Annotated in this window: 23 protein-coding genes; 3 read left to right on the forward strand and 20 right to left on the reverse strand. The window is 42.2% G+C overall.

Annotated features, from left to right (window positions below):
- Positions 1-175: 175 nt before the first annotated feature.
- The 6 genes from IGI78_RS09430 to IGI78_RS09455 form a co-directional block, all read right to left on the reverse strand.
- Entirely contained in the window at positions 176-991 is an 816-nt protein-coding gene (locus IGI78_RS09430; RefSeq protein WP_195265052.1) for a MetQ/NlpA family ABC transporter substrate-binding protein, read from the reverse strand.
- Between the two features lie 5 nt (positions 992-996).
- Positions 997-1,665: a methionine ABC transporter permease gene (locus IGI78_RS09435; RefSeq protein WP_194194608.1), complete on the reverse strand. Its 669-nt coding sequence runs from the start codon at positions 1,663-1,665 to the stop codon at positions 997-999.
- Complete coding sequence (locus IGI78_RS09440; RefSeq protein ID WP_077454397.1) at positions 1,652-2,377, reverse strand: methionine ABC transporter ATP-binding protein; 726 nt, start codon at positions 2,375-2,377, stop codon at positions 1,652-1,654. Before IGI78_RS09440 ends, IGI78_RS09435 begins: the two co-directional genes overlap by 14 nt.
- A gap of 10 nt (positions 2,378-2,387) precedes the next feature.
- On the reverse strand, positions 2,388-3,404 hold the full coding sequence (locus IGI78_RS09445; RefSeq protein ID WP_086292223.1) for a lipoate--protein ligase: 1,017 nt from the start codon (positions 3,402-3,404) through the stop codon (positions 2,388-2,390).
- 237 nt (positions 3,405-3,641) lie between these two features.
- Complete coding sequence (locus IGI78_RS09450) at positions 3,642-5,018, reverse strand: hemolysin family protein (protein WP_077454399.1); 1,377 nt, start codon at positions 5,016-5,018, stop codon at positions 3,642-3,644.
- A gap of 112 nt (positions 5,019-5,130) precedes the next feature.
- The gene (locus IGI78_RS09455) at positions 5,131-6,246 is read right to left on the reverse strand and encodes an AI-2E family transporter (protein ID WP_077454400.1); all 1,116 of its coding nucleotides are present in this window, start codon (positions 6,244-6,246) and stop codon (positions 5,131-5,133) included.
- A gap of 142 nt (positions 6,247-6,388) precedes the next feature.
- Between IGI78_RS09455 and IGI78_RS09460 the strand changes: the two genes are divergently transcribed.
- Positions 6,389-6,832: a GNAT family N-acetyltransferase gene (locus IGI78_RS09460; protein WP_077454401.1), complete on the forward strand. Its 444-nt coding sequence runs from the start codon at positions 6,389-6,391 to the stop codon at positions 6,830-6,832.
- Positions 6,833-6,890: 58 nt separating this feature from the next.
- On the opposite strand, the gene IGI78_RS09465 is transcribed toward IGI78_RS09460, so the two are convergent.
- The 4 genes from IGI78_RS09465 to recX all read right to left on the reverse strand — a co-directional run bounded on the left by IGI78_RS09465 (position 6,891) and on the right by recX (position 10,580).
- Positions 6,891-7,853, reverse strand: coding sequence for an N-acetylmuramoyl-L-alanine amidase (locus IGI78_RS09465; protein ID WP_195265050.1), 963 nt, complete (start codon positions 7,851-7,853; stop codon positions 6,891-6,893).
- A 161-nt stretch (positions 7,854-8,014) separates the two neighbouring features.
- Complete coding sequence (ntdP, locus tag IGI78_RS09470) at positions 8,015-8,548, reverse strand: nucleoside tri-diphosphate phosphatase (RefSeq protein ID WP_005225863.1); 534 nt, start codon at positions 8,546-8,548, stop codon at positions 8,015-8,017.
- 93 nt (positions 8,549-8,641) lie between these two features.
- Entirely contained in the window at positions 8,642-9,793 is a 1,152-nt protein-coding gene (gene mutY, locus IGI78_RS09475; protein WP_081118117.1) for an A/G-specific adenine glycosylase, read from the reverse strand.
- Positions 9,786-10,580 carry a recombination regulator RecX gene (gene recX / locus IGI78_RS09480; RefSeq protein ID WP_170920106.1) on the reverse strand — a complete coding sequence of 265 codons (795 nt, stop codon included), beginning with the start codon at positions 10,578-10,580 and terminating at the stop codon, positions 9,786-9,788. The genes mutY and recX overlap by 8 nt, the downstream gene beginning before the upstream one ends.
- Before the next feature lie 114 nt (positions 10,581-10,694).
- On the opposite strand from recX, the gene rlmD reads away from it, so the two are divergent.
- Entirely contained in the window at positions 10,695-12,071 is a 1,377-nt protein-coding gene (gene rlmD, locus IGI78_RS09485; RefSeq protein ID WP_081118115.1) for a 23S rRNA (uracil(1939)-C(5))-methyltransferase RlmD, read from the forward strand.
- 330 nt (positions 12,072-12,401) lie between these two features.
- Here the strand turns inward: rlmD and glyS are convergent, their stop codons facing one another.
- The 5 genes from glyS to IGI78_RS09510 form a co-directional block, all read right to left on the reverse strand.
- Entirely contained in the window at positions 12,402-14,474 is a 2,073-nt protein-coding gene (glyS, locus tag IGI78_RS09490; RefSeq protein WP_081118114.1) for a glycine--tRNA ligase subunit beta, read from the reverse strand.
- 1 nt (position 14,475) lies between these two features.
- Complete coding sequence (gene glyQ, locus IGI78_RS09495; RefSeq protein WP_077454407.1) at positions 14,476-15,387, reverse strand: glycine--tRNA ligase subunit alpha; 912 nt, start codon at positions 15,385-15,387, stop codon at positions 14,476-14,478.
- Between the two features lie 15 nt (positions 15,388-15,402).
- Positions 15,403-15,642 (reverse strand): hypothetical protein, encoded by a 240-nt coding sequence (locus tag IGI78_RS09500; RefSeq protein ID WP_081118113.1) that lies wholly within the window; start codon positions 15,640-15,642, stop codon positions 15,403-15,405.
- A 299-nt stretch (positions 15,643-15,941) separates the two neighbouring features.
- Positions 15,942-17,699, reverse strand: a complete 1,758-nt coding sequence (locus IGI78_RS09505) for a glycoside hydrolase family 35 protein (RefSeq protein WP_195265046.1) — start codon at positions 17,697-17,699, stop codon at positions 15,942-15,944.
- Entirely contained in the window at positions 17,699-19,711 is a 2,013-nt protein-coding gene (locus IGI78_RS09510) for a beta-galactosidase (RefSeq protein ID WP_430617968.1), read from the reverse strand. The genes IGI78_RS09505 and IGI78_RS09510 overlap by 1 nt, the downstream gene beginning before the upstream one ends.
- A 121-nt stretch (positions 19,712-19,832) precedes the next feature.
- Here IGI78_RS09510 and IGI78_RS09515 point away from each other — a divergent pair, with 121 nt between their 5' ends.
- Positions 19,833-20,639 (forward strand): AraC family transcriptional regulator, encoded by an 807-nt coding sequence (locus IGI78_RS09515; protein WP_140964889.1) that lies wholly within the window; start codon positions 19,833-19,835, stop codon positions 20,637-20,639.
- Here the strand turns inward: IGI78_RS09515 and recO are convergent.
- The 5 genes from recO to IGI78_RS09540 all read right to left on the reverse strand — a co-directional run bounded on the left by recO (position 20,633) and on the right by IGI78_RS09540 (position 25,486).
- Positions 20,633-21,406, reverse strand: a complete 774-nt coding sequence (gene recO / locus IGI78_RS09520; RefSeq protein WP_195265042.1) for a DNA repair protein RecO — start codon at positions 21,404-21,406, stop codon at positions 20,633-20,635. The two genes, IGI78_RS09515 and recO, sit on opposite strands and share 7 nt — an antisense overlap.
- A 93-nt stretch (positions 21,407-21,499) precedes the next feature.
- Entirely contained in the window at positions 21,500-22,399 is a 900-nt protein-coding gene (gene era / locus IGI78_RS09525) for a GTPase Era (protein ID WP_005225846.1), read from the reverse strand.
- Positions 22,400-22,435: 36 nt separating this feature from the next.
- On the reverse strand, positions 22,436-22,825 hold the full coding sequence (locus IGI78_RS09530; protein ID WP_170920108.1) for a diacylglycerol kinase family protein: 390 nt from the start codon (positions 22,823-22,825) through the stop codon (positions 22,436-22,438).
- The gene (ybeY, locus tag IGI78_RS09535) at positions 22,809-23,285 is read right to left on the reverse strand and encodes an rRNA maturation RNase YbeY (protein WP_077454286.1); all 477 of its coding nucleotides are present in this window, start codon (positions 23,283-23,285) and stop codon (positions 22,809-22,811) included. The genes IGI78_RS09530 and ybeY overlap by 17 nt, the downstream gene beginning before the upstream one ends.
- Positions 23,285-25,486 carry an HD family phosphohydrolase gene (locus IGI78_RS09540; RefSeq protein WP_220426605.1) on the reverse strand — a complete coding sequence of 734 codons (2,202 nt, stop codon included), beginning with the start codon at positions 25,484-25,486 and terminating at the stop codon, positions 23,285-23,287. The genes ybeY and IGI78_RS09540 overlap by 1 nt, the downstream gene beginning before the upstream one ends.
- Positions 25,487-25,507 lie beyond the last annotated feature (21 nt).

Here is a 25,507-nt window from a genome sequence, read left to right on the forward strand (position 1 = left end):
TTTCTTGTATTTACAATGCGAACAGTGTCCATTTTAGACTGTCGCTAGTTTTCTGACCAAATCAGTATATCATGGATAAGGGTGATAAAAAAGCAAAAAAAGACAAGAAATCCCTTCGACTACTCTCTTTTACAGAGTTAGGCAAAGGGCGTTCTTTCCATTTGATAGAAATAAATTAAAATGCTGGCAATAAGGTATCGCTATGGTCGTTTTCTAAAAATTCGCGAACTTTATCGCTAGTCATGGCACGGCGCAAGACGGCGATTTTTTCAGAATCTTGATTGTCTTCTCGAGCAACCAATGAGATAGCAAAGCGATCATCGATGGTCTTTTCTAAGAAAAGGGCATCGGCTGGTTTCAAACCGATTTTCGCAATATAGGTTGGGTAGTTGTATACCAAGGATACATTCGGCTCATCATAGGCTTCCGCAAGATTCAGTAAATCAACAGATAACCATTCAAAATTTTTCGGATTTTCGGTAATGTCTTTTAAGGTCCCATTGACACCAACGCCTTCTTTAAGGGTGATCAATCCTTCTTCTGCTAAAATCGCTAACGCTCGACCTTCATTGGACACATCATTCGGCAATGCGACTTTTGTTCCTTCTGGAATATCATTGATATCCGTATACTCTTTGGAATAAAAACCGACTTTTGCATTGTAGATTTTATCTAATGCCACTAGGTTTGCATCTTTTTCTTCATTATACATTTGCATATATGGTTCATGTTGCGCAAAGTTGGCATCGACCTCGTCATTATTCAGCAGCTCATTGTACTGGATATTGTCATTGACTTGGACCAACTGGATTTCCCAGCCATCTTCCACTGCTTCCGCTGCAACTTTTACGACATCGGTCATTGGTGTCGTTTGCGAAGCGACCTTGATGATTTTCTCTTCGCTCGCCTCATCCGAACTCGTACCGCAAGCCCCCAATACACCTAATGCCAATACACTCAATCCTAAAACAAATCCTTTTTTCACTTTCATTCCTCCTATTTTCGTTTATCAAGTTTTCTTGCTGCTTGATTGCCAATCCCTTGCAGGATAAAGACCAAAAGAATCATGATGATAATTGCAAAATACATGACGCCATATTCGTAGCGTTGATAGCCATAGCGGATCGCAAAATCGCCGATACCGCCGCCACCAACGATCCCCATCACCGTCGAATAAGAAACCATACTGACTGCTGTCGTCGTTAAAGATAAAATCAAGCCGCTTCTAGCTTCCACCAGTAAAAACGACCAAACGTATTGCCATTGACTGACGCCCAAGGATTTTGCCAAGTAAGAAACTTCTTCTGGGACATCCAGCAGTACTTGCTCCGTCAAGCGAGCAAAAATACTCATAGCAACGATGCTCAAAGGGAAACTGGCGGGAATCGGTCCAAATGAGCTGCCTAAAAGCATTCGCGTCAGTGGGATCAAGGCTACAACAAATAATAGAAACGGAAACGAGCGGATGATCGTCACAACGAGATTCAAACACTCATAAAGAAATGAGATTTTTTTCCCACGACTGCGGCTAAGAAAAAGCCAGACACCTAGCGGTAGTCCTAAGACAATGGCTGCAAGCATCGAAATGCCCATCATGATCGCTGTTTCTTTCAAAGATTCCAGCAATTCAGGCAGATAATACAAAATACTCTCACTGATCGTCATGCAGCAAACTCCTCTCCACTTTGTTCACATAAGAACTTTCAATGCGGACAATTGGCTGTGGCTGATTGGCAAATTCCGCCGCAAAGACGGCATCCTCCAATACAAACACACGTTGACAAATTTGTCGGACGGCCGATAGCTCATGACTGACAAAGACAACTGCTGGCTGGAACGTCTGTTGAACTTTTTGCAGCAAAGCAAGTACATCCGCTTTGGTATCTTCATCCAGCGCACTGGTGGGTTCGTCACACAATAAAATTTTCGGCTCACGGATCAATGCTCGTGCAATAGCCACTCGTTGTTTCTCCCCACCGCTCAACTTGGCTGGGTAGATGTGGGCTTTGTCTTCCATCCCAACAAACGAAAGCATCTCCAACACCTTCTCCGATGATTTCCCCATTAATTTCAAAGGCAAATAGACGTTTTCAAAAACGGTTCGATTGTGTAACAGATTGTAATTTTGAAAAATCATGCCGATTTCTTGTTGCGCATGTAGCAGCTGCTTTTTGTTTGATGCATCGATTTTTTTGCCATCAAAAAGTAATTCCCCGCTGTCTGGGGTTTCAATCAAGTTTAAAAGCCGAAGCAACGTCGATTTTCCTGAGCCGCTTTTGCCGACGACCCCAACGATTTCCCCTGCCTGAACCGAAAAAGACAAACCATCGAGAACCTTTCGATCGTAACGCTTTGTGAGATTGATCGCTTCTAACATCTTTTTCCTCCTAATCAAACAGCAATGCTAAAAATTCAGAAGTGGTCATCTGATGGATAAATTGCTCGATGGCGATTCCCTCTAGCAAGCGGCTAATGGTACTTTGTTCAAAATCAACCCCTTGCAACATTGCTTCCAGTTCACTGATCTCTTTTTGCCCAAAAAAGTCACCCGTAATTTGGAGTGCTGCGATCTTGCCTTTGTTCACAGTAAAATCGACTTCAACGATCCCTACTTGTTCAAACCGCTTTCTTTTTTGCCATTCAAATGCTGGGGCTTCATTGAAAATCCACTCATTATTCGCATAGCGCTCTTCAAACAACGTTTGGATCGCTTGTCGATCGGTTTCCGTCAAGACGATCTCTTGATCACTGATTTCATCGATGGTGGCTACTTCGTAGATATGGCAAAGGAGTGTATCTCGAAATTCCTTGGTATCCATTGATTGGTATTGCTCTGCCAAATAAGGTTTGATATTCGTCACACTTTTCCGCACGGATTTCGTTGCTTTAGAAGCAATTTTTTCTTGGGCAACGTGTAGAACGTTCGTCAATTCTTCCAGGTTCACATCATACATCAATGTGCCATGAGAATACGTCCGGCCTTTTTTTGTATACATCGCATTGCCAGAAAACTTTTTCCCATCAATGAACAAATCATTGCGACCGTGTACTTCAATATCCTTGGCTCCCATTGCCGCTAACCCCTTCATGATAGGTTGCGTCGCACTTTGATAATCGCCAAAACTTGTGGCATCTTTTTTAGTGACAAAACTAAAACTCATGTTGCCTAGATCGTCATAAACCGCTCCACCACCAGATGTCCTGCGAGTCAAAACGATATTACGGCTTCGCAAATACTCAAAATCGATCTCTTGATACGCATTTTGATTTCTACCGATTATAACACATGGTTTTTGTATGTATAACAGAAGACAAGGTTCTGAAACATCTATGTTATCCATCAAGTACTCTTCAGTTGCCAAATTGTAACGAATATCTTCACTAAGCATACGGTAAAATTTCATTATAAGCCCCTCGTTCTTATTAGATTTCTATGGACATTCTCGCTTTTCTTTCGAAAAAATGCAATCAAATTGCTTGAAGATAAGATACACATGTTTTTTTATCTGTTTTTAAACTGTATTATTGATTAGATTTATCGTAACCGTTTCTTACAAACAAATCAAGGGGAATAAGTAAAAAAGGAACAAAAAAGACCAAAGCAAATGCCTTGGTCTTCCTCATTTCATTTATACGGAACTTTAACGGCGCGGCTCATCTTCCTCAAAATCTTTGCGGAAATAGCGGCGCTCTTCCTCTGGTTCCACTTCGCCGTCTTCAGGGTCGTGGAAGATCACCCGAATCTTCAAGACCCGTGAGCCTTCCATTTCTTCAGAGATCAGCTTTACGTTGTCCACTTCAAAGGAAAGTTTTTCTCCTTCATCAGGGATCAATCCTAAAGCAGTGATCAAATATCCCGCCATCGTATCCACATCACTCATATGCAAGCTCATGTTGAAGGCTTCATTAAAATCATCGATCAACATGCGGCCTTGAATGACATATTCTTTATCAGAGATTTTCTCATAAAGCTCTTCGACTTCATCTGATTCATCATCGATCTCGCCGACGATTTCTTCAAGCAAGTCTTCTAGTGTAACCAACCCAACGACGCCGCCATATTCATCAAGCAAAATCGCCATTTGGTTTTGGGTTTTCTTTAATTCATAAAGCAAATCATCGATAAAGACCGTTTCTGGCACAAACAATGGTTCTTGTAGAATTTGTTTGATGTCCATCGTATCAAAGCCGTATTTGTACGCACACTTCAATAGATTTTTGGTATGTAGAATCCCTACGACTTTATCTTTATCTTCATTATATACAGGAATACGAGAATAATTTTCTGCTAAAATTTCAGTCAAAATTTCTTCTACTGAGTCATTGATGTCCACCATAAAGGCTGAGGTTCTAGGAACCATGACTTCCCGGGCGACTTTCGTGTCTAATGAAAAGATCCCTTGCAGCATCTCTAATTCATCTTCTTCAAAGACCCCTTCTGTTTCCAACATATACCGCATTTCATCACGGGTCATCTTCGTGTCTTCATCGTCAAATTCCATTGGAGTGATGCGCGCCAATAAACTTGTCGAAGCAGATAAGAACCAGACGAAAGGTTTGGCAATAATCCCGATCGTTCGAATGACACCAGAAGTGAACTGGGCAACTTCTTCTGATTTGTTCATAGCGATCCGTTTTGGATACAACTCACCGAAAACGATCGACACATACGTCAAGATCGCTAAAACGATAATATTCGCTAAGCTTTTAGCCGCCGTCCCTCCACCTAATAAAGGTGCCAAACGGGTCGACAAGGTATCTGCCAGAGATGCCCCAGATAAAATATTCACCAAGGTAATCCCAACTTGGATCGTTGACAAGAAATTTGTTGGATTATCAATGATTTTCAATAATTTTTGTGATTTGACATTTCCTTCTTCCGCTTTTTGCTCCACACGGTTTTTGTTGACTGAGACGACTGCGATCTCAGAGGCCGCTAGAAAAGCGTTGATCAATGTCAAAACGATCAATAATAAAATTTGCGCTAGAAGCGACTGACTCTCGGGGTCAGCATTCATAATAGCATTCTCTCCTTATTTTTTCATTTTCTAAAAAAAATCGTGGGCTTAGCCCACGATAAAATCCTATCACAAAGTTTTTTTCTTTGCAATAAAAAACACCAGTCATTGATTATTCAATCAACCGTTCCTGATTTTTCTTAATTTTGTCATCTTTGATTAGGCGAACAATAAAGACGACAATCGTTCGGCAAATCGCATAAAATGGCACACCTAAGAAAATTCCTAATAAGCCAGCTAGATTACCAGCAACTAATAAGACCAAAATGATCGTTAACGGATGGATCGCCAATGATTTGCCGATCACATTCGGGTAAATAACATTTCCGTCTAATTGTTGGACGATCAGAACCACGATACAGCATAGTAGCGCTCGGAAAGGTTCATCAAAGACCGTCACTAATACCGCCGGAATCAAGCCAAGATAAGGACCTAAATATGGGATCAAGTTCGTAACCCCTGCGATCACACCGAATAAAAAGGCATAATTGACGCCAATCATCCAGTAACCGATGAAGGTGAAGGTACCAACAAAGATACATTCGATCGCTTGCCCACTGATGTAGTTGGACAATGTTTTGTTTAGGTCGCCCAGCAAGCCAACGATCTGCTCTCGTCTTCTTTCTGGAAAGACAGTTTTCAGATTAGGAACCAGCTTTTCCCCATCCTTCAGCATGTAAAACAAGATAAAAGGTACGGTCACGATGATCATTGTTGCGGAAGCGATTGTACTGACGATCGATCCTAAACTGGTGGATAATCCACTAAGAAACTGCTGTAGCAATGAGCCGTAAGAAAGATTTAGGTTTTCTAATTGCTGGGCGATATCGATTTGTTTGAAGAATGGATCATCTGCGATTCTTGAGATCCAGCTCTCCATATTCTTGGCAAATGTTGGAATATTTTCTGCCAATGAAGAAATCTGACTCACCAAATTAGGAATAACACTGACGAAAATCAAGATGATGGCTGCTACTAATAACAACAGAACGAGTATGACAGCAAACAGCCGTTTTATTTTGGTGGTTTTCATCAAAAATAAGACGATTGGATTTAGCAGATAATAGAGAAAGCCAGCAATCAATACTGGTGCAAATAAAGTAGAAAAAAACGTGCCGATCGGTGCAAATAGAAAATTGACTTTACTTAACACAAATACAAGTGTCACTAAAACCAATGCTTCCAAAGACCAAAAGAACAGTTTTGATTGTTTGAATTTGTCGAACAAAAGATTCCCTCCCTTTTTTATAACATTATAGATGATTTTGAAAAAAAAAGCTTGCGACTTTAGCCGCAAACAAAAGAAATTTGTAAAAAAAGTGGTATACTATTAAAAATAACGGAGAAATATTAGCTGAGGTGAGTTTTTTATGCATATTGCACAAACAAAAGATACGCTAAGTGACATTTATCTGGCGTCATTGAAAATACGAAATCAAGTGTTCGTGAAAGAGCAAGGTGTTCCATTAGCATTGGAAGTAGATGAAAATGAAGCATTGGCAGTCCACTTCGTCTTATATGACGATGATAATGAAGCAGTCGCAACCTTGCGTTTCTTACCTATCTCTGATCATGAAGTGAAGTTGCAGCGAATGGCAGTCCCCGCTGCTCATCGTGGTTCAGGTTACGGCAGACAACTGATCGAAGGTGCGGAAGCCTTCATTCAAAAACAAGGAATCAAAAAGGTCACTTTAGGCGCACAATTAACCGCCAAAGAGTTTTACTTGAAGTTAGGCTATCAGCCTGAAGGCGATGTCTTTTTAGACGCGGACATGCCCCATATCAAAATGAGCAAAACCTTTAACGAGAAGTGATTCCTTAAAACAGCGACCATAAAACAGATCCTTCCTCTGTTTTGTTGTCGCTGTTTTTTTATTCCTCTGCTTCCACGATCTCTTTAATCGCTGCCAGCAACGCTTGCGCCACCTTTTGATCATAGCCGTCACTCGTGATCACTGACAGATCGGTGTCACTGTTCAAATAGCCTAACTCCAATAAAACTGCTGGAAGATATTGTTCCCGCAACACATAATAGTTACCAAAACGGGTACCGTTGGAACTCAATGCCACCGAGGAACTCAAATTGGCAGTGATCGTTTCTGCCATCTCTTTTGCCCCAGTATAGTAATAGTATGTTGTCAGTCCTTGATTGCTGTTTGGTATTTCTGAATTATCGTAATGAATGCTGATAAATAGATCTGGTTCTTCTGAAAGAGAAGCAGCGGTAATATCTGACAGCGAGAGATAACGATCTTCGGTGCGTGTATAACTGACTTGAATACCTGCTTTGGTCAGTGCTTCGCCGATCGTTTGGACCGTTGCTAACGTCAAATCTTTTTCCATGATCGTTTGATCCGTCGAAAGTGCCCCAGAATCTTCGCCGCCGTGACCTGCATCAAGGACGACTTTGAAGTTCGATAAATCTTTTGGTACTGCCGAAAGCGCGACTTCTTGAATCGATGCTGATTGCTTTTCAATGTAACCTGTTACCCCATCATCTGTTTGTATTTCAACCATCTCTTCTGTTTGACTGATGAAGGTTGCCCAACTTCCTCGATGGATTTTTCCAATGACTGTCTCTTGACTTGTTGTCTGATAGATCGATACATAATCGTTCTCACTTTCAACCGCTGCATCGTATTCTGAGGGATCTACATAAATTTGGACCATACTGACAGTCTGAGCGGTCTCTTCTGTTTGAGCGTTAGGCTCAGTTTGAGAAGTACTTTCTTGACTCTCCTCACGAGCGGATTGGTCATTTCTCAACACAGCAAACCCCGCTGCAAAAAGCAGAATCATGGTGGTCCCGATAACAAGCTTCCCTTTCTTCTTCATGTGCTTCCTCCACTTATTTTCTTAGTCTCTTTATCATGGGACTATCAGCTTAAACGGAACTTAAAGCCTGCTGATGGAAGCATTCCTTTAGAGACACAAAAAAACTCCAACCAATTTGGTTGAAGTTTCTTGGGGAAAATGAGCGATCCGACCCATTTTACTTATTTTTGAGACAACTGCTTGTAGCGATCATACCAAATGTCCACATACCCTTGCGAAAAGGGTCCTTTGCCATTATTGATCCAATCTACTAAAATTTTGACATTTTCTTTCAAGATAAAATCAATGTCTTGCGGATATTGCATAATCTTACTGTGCAATTCATACTCATCCACATCTAGTAAACGTTTCTCGCCATCAGGAAATACTTTGATATCAAGGTCATAATCGATATATTTCAATGCCTCTTCATCAAGTAAATACGGTGAAGCAAGATTACAATAATAGGAAACCCCCTTCTCTCGAATCATTGCAATAACATTAAACCAGTATTTTTTATGAAAATATACAATTGCTGGTTCACGGGTAACCCAGCGTCTTCCATCTGATTCGGTCACTAGTGTATGATCGTTGACCCCTATCACTGAGAATTCACTGGTCTTTAAGACCATCGTATCCCGCCACGTTCGATGCAAATTGCCGTCATGTTTGTAGCTTTGAATGCTGACAAACTCTCCTTCTTTTGGAACTCGCATAGCAACCCTTCCCTCAGCAAGAAAACTTGCGTTTTGTTTGGGTGTTCATTACACCGACATCGTTAATATTATAGCAATAAAAGAAAGCTTTGCCTAGAAATCTTTATCGAGTTTCTGATATTTCTTTAATTGCTCGACTAATTTCTGCTGAGGTTTTGGAAAAACATAGTTTTGAAAGGACTCTTTGGCAGCCCATTGGCTGTCTTGTAACGTGAGCTCTCCCCGTTTTCTGCCGTAAAATAAAAGGACATGCCATTTCAAATGACTAAAGATATGCGTGATCTCGCCAAAATGTCGTTTTTGCCAAACAACAGGCAGATCAGGAAAAATCTCGAGTGCTTCCTCTTCGGCAATCAAATCCAACTGCAACTGCTCCTCTTTTGCCCATGTCCGCTGCAAAGCCTCATATTGTTCTTTCGTTACTTCTACCAACGGGAAATGCCACATAGAGGCCAATAAGCCTGTTTCAGGTCGCTGCACAAGTAGAAACGAGCCTTGATCTTCGATGGCGCCTGCGATGTAGTAGACATCCTTGGGCTTGGCTTTTTTCGATTTCACTGGAAAGTCTGTTTGTCGATTCTCTGCATAAGCAAGACAGTACTGGCTGATGGGACACTCTTCACATTTCGGTGTGGTGGGTGTACAGATTCGTGAGCCAAGATCCATCAAGGCTTGATTAAACTCACCGGGTTCATCGTGGGAAATGATCGTTCTCATCGCCTCGTCGAATGGTCTTCGGCTGCTAGCTTTCGCAATATCTGCTTCGATACAAAATAACCGACTGACGACCCGCATCACATTTCCATCGATCGCCGGTTCTGGTAAGCCAAAAGCAATACTGCCGATAGCACCAGCTGTATAGGGACCAATTCCTTTTAGTGAACGAATCTCCTCAATTGAATCGGGCATTTTCCCGTCGAATTCTGCCACGATTTGCTGGGCAGCCGCCTTCAGATTGCGGGCACGAGAGTAATAACCTAGACCTTCCCAAACCTTTAACAGCTTTTGTTCTTCAGCTTCAGCCAAATCTTGGATTGTTGGGAATTGCTCCATAAAACGGTAAAAATAGCCAATCACTGTTTCCACTCGTGTTTGTTGAAGCATGATCTCTGAGATCCAGATTGCATACGGATCGTTGGTCGCCCGCCAAGGAAGATTGCGTTTTTCCTTATGATACCAAGTTAAAAATGTTTCTTGGAACGTCTCGATTTTTTCTTCATCCCAAGTTTCCCATTGCTTACTCATCCATTACTTCCTCATCTAAGAATCGTTGTATATCATCGATGGCAAACCCTTTTTGATAAAGGCCTTGCTTGATTTTCATTTTTCGTTTCATCAAGGGCAAACGTTGATGCCGCCGCATAAGGCGAGCACCTTCCCTTTGGAGCGCTTCATTTTCTTGGTCTTCATCTTTTTCCATCGGTAATTCATCCAAAATCATTTGAATGACTCCTTGATGAAAACCTTTTTGCATCAAATGCATTTTTATCTTTTGGATCATTTCTTTATGGCTTTTATTTTGAAAACGACGCATCGCTTTTTCAGCCGTATGATAACCGACTTCAAACTGCATTTCCTCGGTATACAAAGGCAATACTTCTTGAATCACGGGATCTTTCAAGCCTTTTTTTCTCAATTGCTGGCTGATGACCACGGGTCCTTTATCACTCATACGGACTTGGGTGCGAATGTAGCTCTCTCCATAGTTTTTGTCATCGATCAAATTCAGCTCTTTTAGACGTTCAACAACTAAGTCTCGGTCTTGTTTTTCGATTTCTTTGTCTTTCAAATAGGTACGGACTTCCATTTCAGAACGCAGCTGATAGCTGATATAGTTCATGGCTTGCTGCAATCCTAAATCAAATCCTGCACTTTTTTTGATTTCTTTTAATTCTTCTTCACTCAGTTCCTTGCCTTTTAATAGCCGAAAACGGACCAAAAGATCTTCTGAGACCCGCAGCGTTTCACCTTCTGATGTCGCCACTTCATAAAAGGGTCCTTTTCCTTTATTGATACGAATAATTGTATTCATCTTCTTCACCTCGCGAACGTACATTCTATTTTACCACAACTACAATGAAATTCCTTCTAATCAAGCTGAAAAAATGTGGTAAAATGAACTGACTATTTTATTTAAGGAGTTCACATGGCAAATACACAAGTCCAGCTTGGACAAAAACTACAACTAACGATCAAACGCTTAGGGATCAACGGAGAAGGCATCGGTTATTACAAAAAGCTAATTATCTTTGTTCCCCGTGTTCTGCCGGGAGAACAGGTCATCGCCGAAGTCACCAAAGCCTCTTCCCGCTTTGCTGAAGCCAAGATGACCAAAATCGTCAAGCCCAGTAGCGATCGCATCCAACCACCGTGCAAGTTTTATGACCGATGCGGCGGCTGCCAATTGCAGCATTTAGTCTACGATAAACAATTAGATTTCAAAAAAGACCTCTTGAAACAAGCACTTGAAAAATTTAAGCCAAATGGCTACCAACAGTTTGAACTAAGGGATACTTTAGGCATGGATGTTCCTTGGCATTACCGCAACAAAGCGCAATTTCAATTGCGTTACAACAGTCAAACCAAACGTATCGAAGCGGGTTTATACGAAATGGAATCCCATCGCTTAGTCGCCATTGATGATTGCCTCGTACAAGAACAAGATACGCAAAAAGTGATCAACGGCATCGTCCAGTTGTTGAATAAATACCAGATTCCCATTTACGATGAACGCAAAAACAGCGGCATTTTACGAACATTGATGGTTCGGATCGGGATCGCGACTGGCGAAGTTCAAGTCGTTTTCATTACCAATTCTGTCAAACTGCCACAAAAAAATGCGCTGATTCGCGAAATCAATCAGCGCTTGCCGCAAGTCGTTTCCATCATGCAAAATGTGCAAAACAAAAAAACATCAGTCATCATGGGAGAGGAAACGATTCATCTTTGGGGCAAAGAAGCAATCGAAGAACGGTTGAATGAACTGACCTTCGACTTGTCCGCCCGCGCATTCTTCCAGCTGAATCCGCAGCAAACCAGCGTCTTGTATCAAGAAGGGTTAAAAGCCCTTGACTTGAGCAAAAATGAAACAGTCGTTGATGCCTACTGCGGCGTGGGAACGATTGGGCTGAGCGTGGCTCCTTATGCCAAAGAAGTCCGCGGGATGGACATTATTCCTCAAGCCATTGAAAATGCCCAAGAAAATGCGCGCCGCATTGGTGCCCAAAATACCCATTACGAAACGGGGACTGCTGAGGAGCTCTTACCAAAATGGTTCAATGAAGGCTTCAGACCTGATAGCATCATTGTTGATCCGCCAAGGACAGGCTTGGATGAACGATTATTGAAAGCTTTGCTGAAACAGCCACCGAAGAAGATGGTCTATATATCTTGTAATGTTTCTACTTTAGCAAGAGACTTAGTCCAACTAGCCAAAGTGTTTCACGTAGAATATCTGCAATCAGTAGATATGTTTCCACAAACCGCCCGCTGTGAAGTGGTAGTAAAATTGACCCGCAAATAAACATTCGCCTGACAAATCATCTTATGATCTGTCAGGCTGTTTTATTGCACCTATCGTTTCAGCGTATTTCCAATGGAAAAATGAATCGGTCTGTATAATGAGAATCTATGTATCAATAGAAGCATCATCAAATCCTCAATCATAAAAGCTAAACAATCATTGGATTCCCTGAAAAGAAATGGCAAATAAATTTTTTGGTTATTAACAAAATACCGTCACTAGAATACAACTTTGAATAAAAGCAAATCGAGAAACATAGAAAAAAGCCAGAACTGATTCTTTCAGTTCCAGCTTTTTTTATTTAGAAACCTGCAACTGCAAGCTTCCTTTTTATTTCGTAATCAAAGCATCTAAACTAGCAACCGCCAGACTCATCTTCGCGATTTTATCCAACAAGGCAAAACGATTGCGGCGAATATTTTCATCTTCAACCATGACCATTGTTTGATCAAAATAAGCTTCGATCAATGGGCGCAGTGCTACTAAGCTTTGGTAATTTTCTTCCATCGTTTGATGTGGGAACTTGTCCTCTACTGTTAAGACCGCTTCATACAAGGCAGTTTCAGAGTCGTTTTCAAACAAGGCAGGATCAATGGCTACTTGTTCCAATTCGGCTTTTTTCGCTAAATTGATGACTCGAGTCAAGGCTTCCATTGATGGTTTGAAGTCGGTGTCTTGCAGATGTTCTCTTAACATTTGAGCCGTTTCAAATAACGTACTGATATCTGCTTGACGAGCGCCTAAAACAGCTTCAATAACATCATGACGCGTATTTTTGCTGAGTAAGAATTGACGCAGACGGCCTTTCACAAAATCAGTCACTTGTTCTTGACCTGCGGCAAGTTGAATCCCAAAAACTTCCGGTTGGGCATTAATGGCTTCGCGAATCTCTTCTTGTAACTGAGCAAATGGGAAATACCAGCGTTTTTCAGCTAGGATGCGGATAATCCCGTAGGTTTGACGGCGTAAAGCATAAGGATCGTTTGAACCACTTGGAACCATATCAACGGCAAAGAACGCAAGTAAGCTATCTAATTTATCCGCAATGGCTAAAATAGCCCCGATTTTCGATTGTGGCAGCTCGCCTTCTGCTGAGATCGGCATGTAGTGTTCACGAATCGCTTGGGCAACTGCTGGTTTCTCTCCTTGGATCAGGGCATATTTTTCCCCCATGATTCCTTGCAACTCAGGGAATTCCCCTACCATATTGGTCACTAAATCAAATTTATAGATTTGAGCTGCCCGTTGAAGGTCGGTCAGTTCTTCTTCTGTTAAACCAACCGTCTTCCCGATGATTTGTGCAGCTAATCCAACACGCTGCATTTTTTCATACAAACTGCCGATTTTTTCGTGGAACGTGACTTGCTTAAGCTTTTCCACACAATGGTCGATGGTTAGCTTTTTGTCCTCATTGTAGAAAAACTCAGCATCTTCTAAACGGGCGGTCAGTACTTTTTGGTTTCCTTTGATAACATTATCGATTTTCACAGCATCCCCGTTGCGGGCAGAGATGAAATGCGGCAGCAATTCTCCATCAAGGGTGCGGACATCGAAGTAGCGTTGATGTTCTTTCATAGAAGTAACTAACACTTCTTCAGGTACAGAAAGATATTTTTCTTCAAAGTCCCCTACAAAGGCTGTTGGGTATTCAACCAGATTTGTCACTTCTTCTAGTAAGTCTTCATCTAAATCGATCCGCCAGTTGTTTTCTTGAGCGATTTCGTTGATTTGTGCAGTGATCATTTGTTGACGTTCGCTTGGATCAGCAATGACAAACTGATGCTTCATTTTTTCCAAATACTCGTCCGCATGATCAAACGTGACTGCCTCACCTAAGAAACGATGACCTTTTGACTCGCGACCGGTAGCAATATCAAGGATTTGGAAAGGAATGACTTGCTCACCAAAGAGTGCAACGATCCAATGAATGGGTCGGATGTATTCAAAATCGTAATCTGCCCAGTGCATCGTTACTGGGAACGTCAAACTTGTGATTACTTCCTGCAATCCTTTCAATACCTCAACGGTTGCTTGACCTTGGGTATGTTTCGTTACATAGACATACTCAACCCCTTTTAATTCACGGAAGGTGATGTCATCGGTTGTCAATCCTTGTCCCCGAACAAATCCTTGAGCTGCTTTCGACCAGTTGCCAGCTTCGTCTAAGGCGATTTTTTTCGCTGGTCCTTTGACGTCTTCTTGTGTATCGGCTTGTTTTTCAGGAATACCGGTGACATAAACTGCCAAGCGGCGAGGTGTTGAATAGGCTTCGATTGCTGTATAAGGTAATGCATGAGCATCTAAGAAAGCTGCCGTTTTTTCTTGTAATTGTTTCATACTTGGGGTTACGACATGCGCAGGTAATTCCTCTAAGCCGATTTCTAATAATAGGTTTTGTGCCATCTTATTTTCCCTCCTCAATCAGTTTTTGCGCCACTTCTGGATCAAGCAATGGATAACCGAGGTTTTCCCGTTCTGCTACAAATAGTTTTGCTACTTGACGCGCCATATTCCGGATTCGTGCGAGGTACCCAGCACGTTCAGTGACGGAGACTGCGCCACGTGCATCCAACAAATTGAAGGTATGGCTGCATTTTAAGATATAGTCGTAAGCTGGATGAACTAAGCGTTCATCGATACAACGTTTTGCTTCTTGTTCAAAACGATCGAAGTTCCCTAAAAGCAAGTCTTGGTCACTGACTTCAAAGGAGTATTTTGAATGTTCATACTCAGGTTGGCGGAAAATCTCACCATATTTGACACCTGCAGACCATTCAAGATCGTAGACACTTTCAACTTCTTGAATATAAGATGCTAGACGTTCTAAGCCGTAAGTGATCTCTGATGTCACTGGCTTACATGCTAAGCCGCCAACTTGTTGGAAGTACGTAAACTGAGTGATCTCCATCCCATCTAACCAAACTTCCCAACCAAGACCTGCACAACCCATTGAGGGATTTTCCCAGTTATCTTCGACAAAACGAATATCATGTTCTAATGGATCGATCCCTAAAAGACGCAGGCTTTCTAAATAAAGCTCTTGGATATTTTCAGGAGAAGGCTTCATCACGACTTGGAACTGGTGGTGCTGATACAAACGATTTGGGTTTTCCCCGTAGCGGCCATCAGCTGGACGGCGAGAAGGTTCTACGTAAGCGGCGTTCCATGGTTCTGGACCGATTGCACGTAAAAATGTATATGGGCTCATGGTTCCAGCCCCTTTTTCTGTATCATAGGCCTGCATCAGCATACAGCCGTTTTCAGACCAGAATTTTTGCAGGGTCAAAATCATTTCTTGCACAGTTAGTTTACTCATCTTTTTCTTCCTTTCTTATAACGCATTGACGACAGGATAAAATTCGACAACTGATCCGGGGATCAATTTCACTTCGACCACGACATCTGCTTCTAAAACATCAGATAAGTCGTAAAGCATTTGGTCTGGACTCGTTGTAAATTCATGGATAAGCTGTTCATCCTTTAAAAGGCGAACCTGCAGCGGAATACTTGCTAATACTTTGAGCTTTTTTTCGGTAAACGCACTTGCTGGAATCGTCATATCAAATAACATAAAAAAACCTCCTTTGTTTTTGGCTATTCTTGGTGTGAAACATAAAAAAGTCCCTATATCTATACGGAGTGTATAGATATAGGGACGATACATTCGCGGTTCCACCCTACTTCCGACAAGTCGGCAGCTTCATTGATCATGCTCACGGACGCCTGCGAAATAAGGTTCCAACTTGGCTTTCACTCTCCCAAGTTCGCTTCATGGAATGGACTTCTTTCTTTCTTCCGGTCATAGCACGGATTCGATTACCCTTATGATAGTAGTTGAAGCTAGGGTTTGTCAATGACTAATTTGAACTTTTATGCTTCTGGACCTAAATCCGCGTGATCATGAAAGACGATCTCATCAGCGATTTTCCCATCACTTTCAAAAACGATGATCTCGTTTATTCCAGTTTTCAAAAACGGTGCCGGGACGTACAAGCGTTGCTGCGGTCCTTTTTCCCAGAAACGGCCGATCATATGACCATTGACTTGGACAAACCCTTTACCCCAGCCTGGCAATTCGATAAAGGTATCTGCACATTCATCAAAAACACATTCAACGCGTGAGAAACTTGGTTGTCCTTTTTGCCATTTTCCTTGGAAATCAATGGCATGCAAATTATCCATCGGTAAGGGATAGATTTCCCAGTTGCTTTGGAAGGCGCCATTGATGATCACACCGTCTTTGATGCCTTTGTGCTGATGGTTCATTTTTACGGAATAATTGACCCGCCCCATATTCTCCACCAAGATCCCCAACTCGTTTTCTGATTCTGATAAATCGAAACTGTAGGTTTGACCGATTTCTTGATCATAATCGATGCGCAAAAGTTCCTGATTGATAAATGTATGGGCACGATCCATCGTATTGATCAGACGGTAGTCGGCAATCTTCCGAGCAGACCCAATCAGTGAGCGATAATAGATATAACCTGTCGCTTGATTGCAGGCTTCCATCGATAAGGGGTAATTACTTATGATCGGTTGACTGATCGCGTCGATCGTCGAAAACAAGGAGACTCGTTCTTTCACTGAGAATGTTCCATAAGCTTTTCGCTCAATTTCCATACTCAAGGGAAACTCAGGAATTTCCGTATAGTCAGCAATCACCTTTTTGAAGGCTTGGTATTTGGCAGTAGGTTCTCCCCATTCTGTCAGTAAGGCATCGTAATCATAGCTAGTGACATCCGGCGCTAAGCGTTCATAATAGTTTGACCCGTTCATAAAGCCAAAATTGGTCCCACCATGAAACATATAGATATTGACAGAACCCAATGCTAAACAATCCTGTAATTCCTTTACTGCATCTTCTGTGGAGGTCGTATGATGCTGGTCGTCACCCCAGGCATCAAACCAGCCGATCCAAAATTCCATGACCATCAATGGCCGTTTTTCTCCGTGAAATCTTCGAAGTTTTTCAAAGTTTTCCTTGATGTTGGAGCCGCAGTTGATCGTAGGCAAAGCCAAGTCTTTGATACTGCCGTTTTCTAGCATATCGTGCCAAGGTCCGTCAGAGGTCACTAACGGCGTTTCTACACCATGCTGCCGCATCGCAGCCACCATTTTTCGCAAATACTCTTTGTCATTGGCGTAGCTGCCGTATTCATTTTCTACTTGCATCATTAAAATCGGACCACCTTGGGTGATCTGCAGATCCCGCACTTGTGGAAACAAATGGGCGAAATAACGAGTGATTTTTTCCATAAATGGTGGATAATCAAACCGAAGCTTCATCATAGGATCTTGCAATAGCCAATAAGGCAGCCCACCAAATTCCCACTCCGCACAAATATAAGGTGCTGGTCGCAAAATGACATAAAGCCCTACTTCTTGTGCCGTTTGGATAAATCGCCGCAAATCAAGGATCCCCTCAAACTGATAGACACCTTCTTGTGCTTCATGGAGATTCCAAGGAACATAGGTTTCCACGGTATTACAGCCCATCAAGCGTAGCTTCTCTAAACGATCTTGCCAATATTCAGGAACGACACGAAAATAGTGGATCGCTCCAGAGATCACTTTAAAAGGCTTGTTGTCTAAATAAAAGTCATCTTCAATAGCAAAAGTTCGCATCAGTTACGCTCCTCTTTGACGATATAGGTGGTGTACTGTGCCAGTTTCGTTTCTGAAGAAAGAACCTCACCCGTCAGGAGATCCGTTTCTCCGACGAAAATTTCTGGTAAAGGTTGTGCTTCTTCGTGGAAATTAATGATAACGAAGAATTTCGCCTCTGCATTTTCACGACAAGCAACTTCCAGTTTTGTTGCCTCCTCGATCACTGGGGTAATACCGGTTTCTTCGACGATTGTTTTGAAAAGCTGATCTTGTAGCTGATCTTCCAACTGGCCACCAAAGTAATAGACAGTTCCTTCATCAAACGTATTTTTCGTCACTGCCGGCATTCCTGCATAAAAATTGCTTGTATAATGCGCTAGCGCTTCAGCGGTTTCTAAATGGATCAGATCGCTGACTGAATTACTGGTTCCTGTCAGTTCTTCATTGACTAAGGAAACCCCGTTTGATTGTTCTGGGGCTAATGCATCGATTTCTTCCACCCAGATGCCAGATAACTCCCGCAAGGGGCCAGGGTAACCGCCTAAGTGAACATTGTCTGATTGATCAACGATGCCGCTCATATACGTTGTAAGTAAAGCACCGCCTTGCTTAACGAAATCAGTGAGCCGCTCTTGCATCCCTTCTTTGATCATGTAGAGAACCGGTGCTGCGACTAATTTGTATTTTGATAAGTCAGCATCCACGGGAATCAAGTCGACGGCAATATTTTGTTCGTAAAAATACCGATAGTAGCGATGGATCTGTTCTACGTATTTCAGATCAACGGTCGGACCACTGGTGTATTCTAATGCCCAGTAATTGTCCCAATCAAAAATCAAAGCAACTTGTGCTTGAGATTGCGTCCCAATGATGTCTGAAAGCTGCGCTAATTCCGCCCCAAGAGCGGCTGTTTCTCGAAAAACTCGCGTGTCTTCATGACCGACATGTTCGATGACCGCACCATGGAATTTCTCACAAGCGCCAACGGAACGTCGTAATTGAAAGTATTGGATCGTATCCGCCCCATGCGCGATGGTTTGGTAACTTTGTGCCCGCATTTGTCCCGGTTTTTTCAACGAGTTATAAGGTTGCCAGTTTTGTTGCGAAGGTGTTTGTTCCATCAACATAAAGGGCTGTTGTTTCAAGCCACGCATTAGATCATGGGTCATGGCTACTAAACTCCATGGCGTATTATATGATGGATAATTATCCCACGAAACAAGGTCCATTTCCTTTGCCCACTTGAAATAATCCAGTCCTTTAAAGGTTCCCATCAAATTCGTTGTAATCGGAGTTGTCGGATCAATTTTCCGAATAGCGTCCCGTTCCATCATATAGTTTTTTAAAAGACTATCCGAGTTGAACCGTCGGTAGTCAATGGAAATACCCGCAAATGCTGTCTTCTCATAGCCGATTCCTTCTGACAGCGCATTTGGCAGCACGATTTCATCCCATTCATACACAGTGTGTCCCCAAAATTCCATGTTCCAGGCTTTGTTCACTGCCTCGATCGTTTGATACTTGTCTTTTAGCCAAACACGAAACGCTTTCTCACAGTTTTCGCAATAACATTCGCCACCATATTCATTGTTGATGTGCCAACAAGAGACTTGCGGGTTTTCACCGTAACGTTCGGCTAATTTTGTCGCCAATCGCTCAGCGTATTTTTGATAGACTAAACTGTTAGGACAGGCATTGTGCCGTTGCCCAAACTTATGACGGCGTCCATCATAATCGGTGCGAGCGACTTCCGGATATTTCTTGAACATCCAAGCTGGCAGCGCCGCCGTCGATGTCGCTAAGACGATATCGAACCCTTCCTTGCTTAATCTTTCGATGATTTGATCCAATTCCTCAAAATCATAACAATTTTCAGAAGGCTGGATCTTTGCCCATGAAAAGACGTTGACGGTCGCACTATTGATACTCGCTTTTTTAAAGATTCGAATGTCTTCTTCCCAAATCTCTTTGGGCCATTGATTGGGGTTATAATCGCCGCCAAATAAAATTCGATCGAAAAATTTTGTCATAAGAATGAACGCTCCTTTAAAATAAATTGATTTCTACTCTCTTATTGTAAGGCTTTTCATTCTGTTGTAGTATAATACATGAAACACTATTTTATAACTTTTCGAAACATGGAGGTTGGATATGCCTATTTATTTTTATCAAACAAACCAGCAGCTGCCTTTGTCGCTTGAAAGTATCGGAAATGATTGGCCACAAGATGACGTTGTTCGTCCCGATGGCTACCCTTACTTTCATTGGCTACAGACAGAACAAGGAGAAGGCCGCGTCACCTTTGGTCAAGAATCCTTTATCTTACGTCCCAGTGAAGGCATCTTGATTTTTCCTTTTACTCCACATCGCTACTATCCCTTGTCTGATTGGAAAACCTCCTTTGCCACTTTTCAAGGACCTTTGGCAGCTGAGATCTTAAAAAAATTTACAAGTAAACCTTATCTTTTAGTTGAAGAGTCTGAAACTTTTTCCTATATGACTTGGATCAAACAACGCATTAAAGAAGACCCAAAAATCAGTTGGGATCCGTTACAGGCTTCTAGCGAGTGTTATCGTTTTTTGCTGGCGATCATGCAAGAGAACTCGGGGAATCCAACCGAAAAACACCCCTTGTTTCAACAATATCTGATCCCTGTAATACAAGAAATCGAAACCAATTACGATCAGGCGATCACGATCAGAGACTTGGCTGGTTTAGTCTATGTTTCGCCCCAATATCTCTCGCGGTTGTTCCAGCGTTTTCTAGGACAATCCACCGCCCAATACTTATTAAACTATCGCATGGCCCGCGCCAAAGAACTTTTGGTGGCACAGCCGGATCTGCCCATTCAGCAAGCCGCCTTCGCCGTGGGTTTTCAAGATGCGAGTCACTTTACCGCATTGTTCAAAAAAAGAGTCGGCTTAACTCCATTGAAGTTTCGCCAACTCTATCATTGATTTTTCGGTTTTAAGACGTCTTGCCATTGCCCCATCTGATCGATAAACTTCTTGCTTTTCAAATGGATGCCGACATATTCATCATACAATAGATCGATCACTTGTCGAATCGCTGCTTTCGTTTCTGACTTTAATTTGATCGAAGCAATCTGCTCATAGGATATTTGCGAAAACAAGCGAATAAAATGGATCGCACGAGAATCCGCATGATAGCGACGTTCGTCCATCCCCCAGTGCTGTTCACATAAAATACCGCTATATTTTGAGGAATAGTCAAACCGACCGTCGGTTTTTCCGCAGATGGCACAATGCGTCCAATTTGGAGTAATCCCGAAACGGTGTAAAATCTGAATCTCAAAAATATTGGTGATGATCTCTGCGTCGTTTCCTTGATCCATCAATTGTAACGCCTCGTGCAGAAATTGGTAAAGATGTGGATCATAGACCCGATCATCGATGGCAGAATCAGCCAGATTCAACAGATAAGTCGCATAGCCAGCGATAAAAATATCACTTTGAATCGTACGAAATGAATGGATGTCTTTGGCATTGTTTAAAAAGGACAAGCCTTCCGCTTTGATGGTTCCCATGTAAGTCGCTTCAGTATAGGAGAGCAAGGCTGGTGTCAAGGGGTTGTTTTTCCGATGAGCCCCTTTGACATAAAACATTTGCTTCCCAGCTGACTCCGTAAAGATTTTGACTAACTTGTCCTTTTCTTTATGGTCTTTTGAAAAAAGTAAGATTCCTTTTGTTTCAACAAGATTCATCGTCGTACCCCATTTCTTTAAAAAAACTGATCCAGTTAACTAACTGCATCAGTTTTTCCTTTTTAAAGCAGACCATGATTGATCTAAATTTCCTTAATACTCATCTTTGCGATAGCCGTAGTCTGTTAAGAAGGTTTGCTTGTCGCGCCAATCTTTTTGAACTTTCACCCATAGTTCCAAAAAGACTTTGTCATCTAACAAGTGTTCAATGTCTAAACGAGCTTTCGTCCCGATCTGTTTCAGCATTTTTCCGCCTTTACCGATGATAATGCCTTTTTGACTGTCACGTTCGACAATAATCGTCGCTTGAATATGCACCTTATCATTATGGTCCCGTTTCATGGAGTCAACAACGACCGCTACCGAGTGAGGCACTTCATCTCTGGTCAGTAGCAAGACTTTTTCCCGCACCAATTCGGAAACGATAAAGTATTCTGGATGATCCGTGATTTGATCCTCTGGGAAGTACTGAGGCCCTTCAGGCATTTCATCGATCAGTAGCTTCATTAACGTTTCGAAATTATTGCCTTCTGTTGCGGAAATCGGTACGATCTCAGCAAAGTCCATTTGTGAAGAGTAATCTTCAATGATTGCCAATAAAGCATCCGGATGGACTTTATCTATTTTATTGATCACTAGGAAAACTGGCGTCTGGCTTTGACGCAACCGTTCGATGATAAAATCATCACCCTTGCCGCGCTTTTGATCGGCACTGATCATAAATAGTGTCACGTCAACTTCACGAAGTGCACTATAGGCGGTTTCCACCATAAAATCGCCTAGACGGTGTTTGGGTTTATGGATCCCTGGTGTATCGATAAAGATCAGCTGTGCGTCATCTGTCGTATAGACCCCTTGAATTTTATTACGAGTCGTTTGCGCCTTGTCACTCATGATCGCGATTTTTTGCCCTACGACTCGATTTAGTAGTGTTGATTTCCCAACATTTGGCCGCCCGACGATCGCAACGAAGCCTGATTTGTGTGTTGTCATTGTTGTTCCCCTTTATCTTGTGGTTTTGGTGCATCTTTAGAAGAGCTGTAGCAATTTTGGCAAGAAGATGATCGCGGCGACCACTAATGCAAACACAGCGGTCATCAGCACAGCACCAGCTGCCATATCTTTGATTTTTTTTCCGATAGGATGGAAATGAAAGTCCGTAAACATGTCAACGACATTCTCAAAGACTGTATTGATGATCTCCACGATCCACACTAAGAAAACAGCTAACAGCAGCCAAAGCCATTCCATTTGATTCAAACGGAAAACAAAGCCTGCAATGATCGCAACGATACCTAACGCAACATGTTTACGCATATTACGCTCCTCTTTAAAAACGGTTTTTATACCGGTGAAAGCAAATTCGATTGACGAGATAAACTGTTTGTTTTTCCCAATATTCTTATCTTTTGAGTCCATAGGCATCCAGTATTTCCTTTTGCAATCCAAACATTTCCTTTTCATCTTCTGGTGTCATATGATCATAGCCGTTGATATGCAAGAAACCATGCAGCGCCAAGAAACCAAGTTCCCGATCATAAGTATGCCCATATTCAGCAGCTTGTTCCTTTGCCCGTTCAATGGAGATCATAATGTCTCCTAGATCACGAGGCATCTCTTCAAGGGCTTCATCAAAAATGATCGGCATCTCCTCTGGCGTTTCTTCTTCGAAGGCAAAACTGATGACATCTGTCGGCATATCTTTGCCGCGATACTCCCGATTGATTTCTTGGATGGCTGCATTGTCCATAAACGTGACCGACATTTCCGTATCCTCTGGAAGGTCTAAATGTCCTGCAGCAAATTGTAGAAGGCCTTCGATCTCTTTGATCTTGGTTTCCCCTACTGAATTTGTCTCATCTAAAAAGGTAATCTCCATTAGCGCTCTCTTCTTTCTTGTTCTTCTTTCATTTTCTCTGCTTCCGATTTCATCTTTGGGTATTTGATCCGTGAATGGAAGGTACTGCAAAGTCCATTGACCAGTGATTTTTCAATCATTCGGATTTCTTTCAACGTTAACCCTGTTTCATCCAGTTGACCGTCCAAGATCCGGTCATTGATGAGATTCGCAACAAATTCTTGAATCTTTTGATTGGTCGGATTTTCCATCGCTCGAACCGCTGCTTCACAGCTATCAGCGATACTCACGACACCCGCTTCTCGTGTTTGCGGTTTTGGCCCAGGATAACGGAAATCTTCTTCCGTCACCTCGGGATTACGCTCTTGGGCTTTGACATAGAAATAACGCATCAGGGTCGTGCCATGGTGTTGACGGCAAATATCGATCACCATCCGCGGCATTTTGGCCTCTTCGAGAATTTCCGCTCCATCGATCACGTGACCGAAGATGATTTGTTTGCTGTCTTCAGGTAGCAAGAAATTATGTGGATTCTCAGCACCTGCAGGTAAATTTTCAACGAAGAAATTGGCATGTTTGACTTTACCAATGTCATGGTAGTAACAAGCCACGCGGGTCAGTAAGCTTTGCCCACCAATCTCGGCTACAGCATTGGCGCTAAGATTGGCAACCATCATACTGTGATGATAGGTCCCTGGTGCTTCTTCCAACAACTGTTTCAACAACGGATGATTCGGGTTACTCAATTCATTCAACACGATCATACTTTCGTCCGTTACCAATAGTTCGATATACGGATGCAGCCCCATTGTCAGCAAATAGCTTAAGAGCGAGCCGGCCAATCCACAGACGAGTGTTGTCCATGTGTTGCCGCGGGCCAAATCCATTCCTTGGAAAATGACCAGCATGATGCTTAAGAGTAATGGGAAAACGATCACCCACATGACTGCGATTTTCCCTTGACTGGCAATACGTGCTCGTTTGATCATCGTACCCATTAAACCAGAGAAAAGGTAGGTCACTAAAACAGTCGTCAACAAGTTGGTCCCACTGGAATCAAAGTAAATGAAGAGTGCACTGACCACTTGGAAAATCGCGGATAATATTCCTAAACGTCTGCTGGAGAAAATGCTCAGAATCAGCGGTGTAAAGGCTGCTGGGAAAAAGAGCGGGATAAAGGTCACTAATTCTGATTGGAACAGTTGGAAGAATTTCATGATCAAAATACTGAATGCCATCGCCAAAATATAAAAAGTGACGGCGTTCATACGTTTTTCAACGTCTTTTGTCTGTCTTGTATAATAAAACAGCATCAGCATTTGTAAGCATATCGCTAAAACTAAAGCGATCAATGGAAAAACTGAGAAGGTTTGATTGGTCATTCCTAAAAGCTGTAATTTTTCCAATGCGTTGGCATCGATCTGCGAGCCTTCACGAACAATGATTTCTCCTTGATAGATCATTACCGGTGGAACAGCGTCCATGGCGGTTTGTCTCGCTTCTTCCGTCCGCTTTTCATTGGGAATATCATTGACGACGATTCCTTGATTGACAATAAAACGCAATACTGATGCCATGTCTGAAGTAACATCTAGAAATTGGATCTTGTCTTCTGCCTCCGAGCGGAAAGTGCTGAGTTCTGTTTGACGGATCTGCTTAGCCATTTGCTCGTCCACTAGCTGTAAGGCATAGGTTCGTACCGTATTCAATTCATCGCTACTTAAAGAAAACAACGTCGACAAAAAATTATTCGTCAATGACTGATAAAAATCAAGTTCATCATCACTCATTTTTTCAAACTCTTTTTTTAAGGCTGCGATGTATTCATCCGTACTCGGTTTAGGGATATTTTCATCCTCATCAGCCTCAGCAACTTCTTTAGCGTGGGCATCATCTACCGACTTTTTGACTGAATCAACTAAGTCAAATAAATGGTCGATGCGATCGTGCTGTGTCTGCGCCAGTGTGTCTTGATAAGTATACTCTGGTGGAACCGCTTCTGCTGCTAATTTGCGCTTTTGTTCTGTCGCAGCGGTATTTTCAATCGTTTTATTGGCACGGATGTTTTCTTCCGCCACCTGACCTTCGCTATAATCGACATTGTTCTGTTTGACGCTGGTGTACATGATACCAATCGAAAAAAGAAAGAATAGAAACATTAAAACTGGTAAATAGAACTTCCCAAGTCTTTCTCTAAATTTCCGTAGTGGTTGAATGATCATAGTTCTCCTCCTAAAAGACGA

The organism is Enterococcus sp. DIV1767, assembly GCF_050542585.1.
GTDB classification, from domain to species: domain Bacteria; phylum Bacillota; class Bacilli; order Lactobacillales; family Enterococcaceae; genus Enterococcus_D; species Enterococcus_D innesii.